This is a genomic window from Streptomyces niveus (genome assembly GCF_001723055.1).
In the GTDB taxonomy this organism is placed as follows: Bacteria; Actinomycetota; Actinomycetes; order Streptomycetales; family Streptomycetaceae; genus Streptomyces; species Streptomyces niveus.
In genome coordinates this window covers 1-4,103 of the sequence record NZ_MDCR01000462.1, presented here as the reverse complement: position 1 = coordinate 4,103, position 4,103 = coordinate 1, and the positions used below count along the sequence as shown (strand labels likewise).

General features: G+C 70.4%; 5 protein-coding genes. 1 reads left to right on the top strand and 4 read right to left on the bottom strand.

The genetic code is table 11. From position 1 onward, the window contains the following. Positions 1-83: 83 nt before the first annotated feature. The gene (locus BHU15_RS36270; RefSeq protein ID WP_069630986.1) at positions 84-674 is read right to left on the bottom strand and encodes a TetR/AcrR family transcriptional regulator; all 591 of its coding nucleotides are present in this window, start codon (positions 672-674) and stop codon (positions 84-86) included. After that, positions 671-2,149, bottom strand: a complete 1,479-nt coding sequence (locus BHU15_RS36265; protein WP_069630985.1) for an MFS transporter — start codon at positions 2,147-2,149, stop codon at positions 671-673. The genes BHU15_RS36270 and BHU15_RS36265 overlap by 4 nt, the downstream gene beginning before the upstream one ends. A gap of 227 nt (positions 2,150-2,376) precedes the next feature. Here BHU15_RS36265 and BHU15_RS36260 point away from each other — a divergent pair, with 227 nt between their 5' ends. Continuing rightward, the gene (locus BHU15_RS36260; RefSeq protein WP_023536565.1) at positions 2,377-2,649 is read left to right on the top strand and encodes a chaplin; all 273 of its coding nucleotides are present in this window, start codon (positions 2,377-2,379) and stop codon (positions 2,647-2,649) included. Positions 2,650-2,800: 151 nt separating this feature from the next. Here BHU15_RS36260 and BHU15_RS36255 read toward each other — a convergent pair whose 3' ends face one another. Next, entirely contained in the window at positions 2,801-3,667 is an 867-nt protein-coding gene (locus BHU15_RS36255; RefSeq protein ID WP_069630984.1) for a tyrosinase family protein, read from the bottom strand. Positions 3,668-3,688: 21 nt separating this feature from the next. After that, positions 3,689-4,103, bottom strand: a 415-nt coding sequence (locus tag BHU15_RS36250) for a tyrosinase family oxidase copper chaperone (RefSeq protein ID WP_438285003.1), incomplete at its 5' end; no start/stop codon positions are given.

The window sequence follows — 4,103 nt, the reverse complement described above, 5'->3', positions numbered from 1 at the left end:
GTTTCGTACCGGCTCGTACGGACCGCAAGCGGGCCGTACGAGCCGGTACGAAACGGTACGAGACCCCGCGTGTTTCCGCGCGCTCAGTGACCGGTGATCAGCCGCTGGAGCGCGGGCGCGTAGAGGTCCGCCAGCTGCTCGGGGGTGGCCCGCTCCCCGGCGCCGGGGCGGTGCAGGCTGAGCGTGGCGCCGAGACCGAGGAGCTGGCCGGTGATCAGCTCCGCCCTCAGCTCGCGCTGGTCCCCGCTGATGAGAGCGGCCAGCCGGGCGGTGACCTGCTCGCGGAAGCGCTCGCGCAGCAGGGTCCGCTCGTCCATGTTGCCGAGGGAGAAGACGACGCGCAGCAGTGGGTCGGAGTGGTTCTCGCGACGTAGCCGGACCATGGTCAGCACCAGGTGTCTGCCGAGGTCGGCCGGCGGGGCGGCGAAGAGCCGGTCGGCGGCGGGGCCGAAGTCGGCGACGGTGTTGAAGAGCTGTTCCTTGGTGCCGAAGCGTTTGACGATGAGCGAGGCGCTGACGCCCGCGTCGGCGGCGATGCCGCGCATGGTCACTTCGGCGTACGGGCGCTGGGTGAACGCGCGGCGGGCGGCGCGCAGGATCGCGAGGCGACCGGTACCGGGATCCGCGCCGGCGCTGTCGGTGTCGTCGGCCGTGTGCCGCCCGGTCGTCGTCATGCGCCCTCCTCGGCGAACGTACGGCTTGCTGTCTGCTCCCTGCCGACGGTACCGGGCTCGGCCGCCACCGCACGGCCCGGCAGGCACAGGGTGACCGCCAGGGCGAGCAGGGCCGCGCCGGCGGCGATGAGGAAGACCAGCAGATAGGCGTGGAGGGTGGGTGCGGTACGGCCCGCGGCCTGGAAGGTGATGTTGGCGAGTACGGCGGCGACGACCGCGCTGCAGAACGCCTGCCCCACGGACCGCATCAGGGTGTTGAGGCCGTTGGCGGCGCCGGTCTCGCCCGCCGGTACCGCCCGCATGACGAGCGCCGGCAGCGCGGAGTAGGCGATGGCGGTGCCCGCCGCGACGACGGTCGCGCCGCCGATGATCGGCCACAGGCTGTGACTGGTGAAGAAGCGCACCACATACCCGACGGCCATCACCGCGGCAGCCAGGGCGAGTGCCGTCTTGGGGCCGTACTTCGCGGAGATCCTGGCCGAGACCGGGGACAGCGCCACCATCGCGAGGCCACCGGGCAGCAGACACAGTCCGCCGACGACGATGGAGGCGCCGAGGCCGTAGCCGGTGCTCGTGGGCTCCTGCACCATCTGGGCGGTGACCAGGGAGTTGGCGTAGAAGGCGAAGCCGATGAGGAGGGCGGCGATGTTCGTCAGCAGCACGGCGGGGCGCGCGGACACCCGCAGGTCGACCATGGGGGACGTGGTGCGCAGTTCGTACGCGCCCCACAGCAGTCCGACGACGAGGGCGGCGACGAGCAGGCCGACGGTGCGTACGGAGGTCAAGCCCCAGTCCGCGCCCTGGGTGACGGCGAGCAGCAGGCTGACGAGGGTGGCGGAGAGGCCGAGCGTGCCGATGGCGTCGAACCGGCCCCGGGAGCGGAGCGGGGACTCGGGGACGCAGCACAGGACGAGGACGATATCGATCAGCCCGAGGACGGCCGACGCCCAGAACATGGTGTGCCAGTCGAAGTTCTGTACGACGAGGGCGGCGACCGGCAGTCCGACGGCGGCGCCGATCCCGAGGGTGGAGCTCATGAGGGCGACGGAGGACAGCAGCCGCGCGGGCGGGAGTTCGTCGCGCATGATGCTGATGCCGAGCGGTACGACGGCGAGGGCGGCGCCCTGGAGGGCCCGCCCGGCGATCAGCACACCGATGTGGGAGCTGACGGCGCACAGGACCGAACCGGCGACGAGCACACCGAGCGAGGCGATGAGGACCCGGCGCTTGCCGTACATGTCGCCGACGCGGCCGAGTACGGGCGTGAAGACCGCCCCGGTCAGCAGCGTGATGGTGACGAGCCAGCTGGCCGCCGCCGGTGTGCTGCCCGTCAGGGCGGGGACGTGCGGCAGCAGGGGGACGACGAGCGTCTGCATGACGGCGACCACGACGCCGCAGAAGGCCAGTACGGCGACGAGAAAGCGGCGGCGCTGCCCTTCCACGGGCTCCGGCTTCGATATCTCTCCTGCGGGCATCTGCTCTCCGTCGGTCTGCCGTTGATTCGCCGCGGCCTCCGTGACCGCACGCCACGGAGGGGGTGCACAGGCGTTCACCCCGAGGGTAAACACTCGTGCACCCCTTTGTCACATGGAGTTCTCTCACCGATTGGGTCAATTTCGTTACCGAGGGTGAGTTTGCGCGTTGAACGTGCGTGAAGGCCGCGCATCCTGCGGCTGGTTCGAAACGTTCAAGGAGAAACTTGATGTCGCGTATCGCGAAGGCAGCTGCTGTTCTCGCCGGCACGGGCGCCGTACTGGCCGGCGGTGCCGGTATGGCCGCTGCCGACGCCGGCGCCGAGGCCGCGGCCATCGGTTCGCCCGGAGTCCTTTCCGGCAACGTGGTCCAGGTGCCCGTGCACGTCCCGGTCAACCTCTGTGGCAACACCATCGACGTGATCGGTCTGCTCAACCCGGCGTTCGGCAACACGTGCGTCAACGCCGACGGCAAGCACCACGGTGGCGGCTACGGCCGCTGAGCCACCGGCTCCAGGGACGTACATCCTCGATGGACGTCATGGACATCGCTGATCCGCGTCCCTGATTGAAGTACGAGGCAACGGCCTCCCGCATCGCATGCGGGAGGCCGTTGCGCGTACGGGGCGGTGTCCGTACGGGCCGGTGTCCGGCTCAGGCGTCGTACCGGTACAGGCTCTGGTGGCTGAGCATCTCCGACGGCTTCGTCCGCCACGGCGGCATCGGCTCGTCCAGGCTGATGGCCCGGCCGTGCTGTGGATCGTCGTCGTCCAGCCTGCGCTGCGGCAGATAGGTCGACTTCGGGTGCTTCTGCTGCCAGCGGTCCCAGAGCAGGTCGACGAAGGCGTGGTGCAGCCAGAACACCGGGTCGTGGGGCGCGGTCGCGCCCAGCATCTGGCCGCCCACCCAGCGGTGGACACGGTTGTGGTTGCGCCAGCGTGTCTTGTCGCTGCCCGCCGTCCAGCCTTCGAGGCGGTTGCGGAAACCGCGCGTGACGGTGGAGTCCCAGGGCGCGGCGTCGTAGACCGACTCGTCCATCGCCCAGGCCAGTTCAGCCTTGGTGGGCAGCGCGATGGGGGAAGCGGGGCGGCCGAAGGCACGGGCGAGGAACTTCCGCTCCAGCACACCGTCGTTGATGTTCCAGTTGCCCGCCGCGTAGGCGAACGCGCCTGTGGTGACCTGCCCGTCGGACGAACGGCCGTCGCCGCCGAGGAAGTCCTCGGACCACAGGGACGCGGCCGGCGTGTTGTCGGTCGTCCAGTCCCAGTACGGCACCGTCACCTTGGGGTCGATTCGCTGAAGCGCGCGCTCGAACTCCAGCAGGTACTTGCGGTGCCACGGCAGGAACGAGGGCGCCATGTGTCCGGCCCGCAGGCCCTCGTCGCCGTCGGCCCGGTAGTACTGGACATGCTGACGGACGAACTCGTCGTAGCCACCCTGCCGTTTGAGCTCCAGGAGCGTACTGACGAAGCGCTTCTTCTCCGCGCTGGTGAGATTCCGCTGATTCTTTCTGATGTGCACCGTGGTGGATCCTCCCTGCGGTCAGTGAAGTGCCGGTCCGGCGAGCGAGAGTTGTGTACCGCCGAGGTCGTCGACGGCCGCGCGGGCGGTCGCGAGCGCTGTCGGGAACGACTCGAAGTGGTTGACCACGCTGACGTAGGTGCCGTCGGCGCGCCGCATGAGATGCAGGGGGCGGCCGTCGATACGGACGCCGGACGCCGTCCCCTGGATGCGCCGGCCGGCGTACATCTCGTCGAACCTCTCGTCGAACCTCTCGTCGGTCATGCCGTCGACGGGGCCCGGGGCGGGTGCGGCGCTCTTGCGGGGGCCGGCCCGGAAGATGGGTGTCAGGGCCGCTGCCGTACCGCCGATCGCCCCGAAGGCGAAGGCGGCGCGCAGGAAGAAGCGCCGGGTGCGGCTGGACCGGGGCGGCCGAGTCGACCGGGTCGGCGGGAGC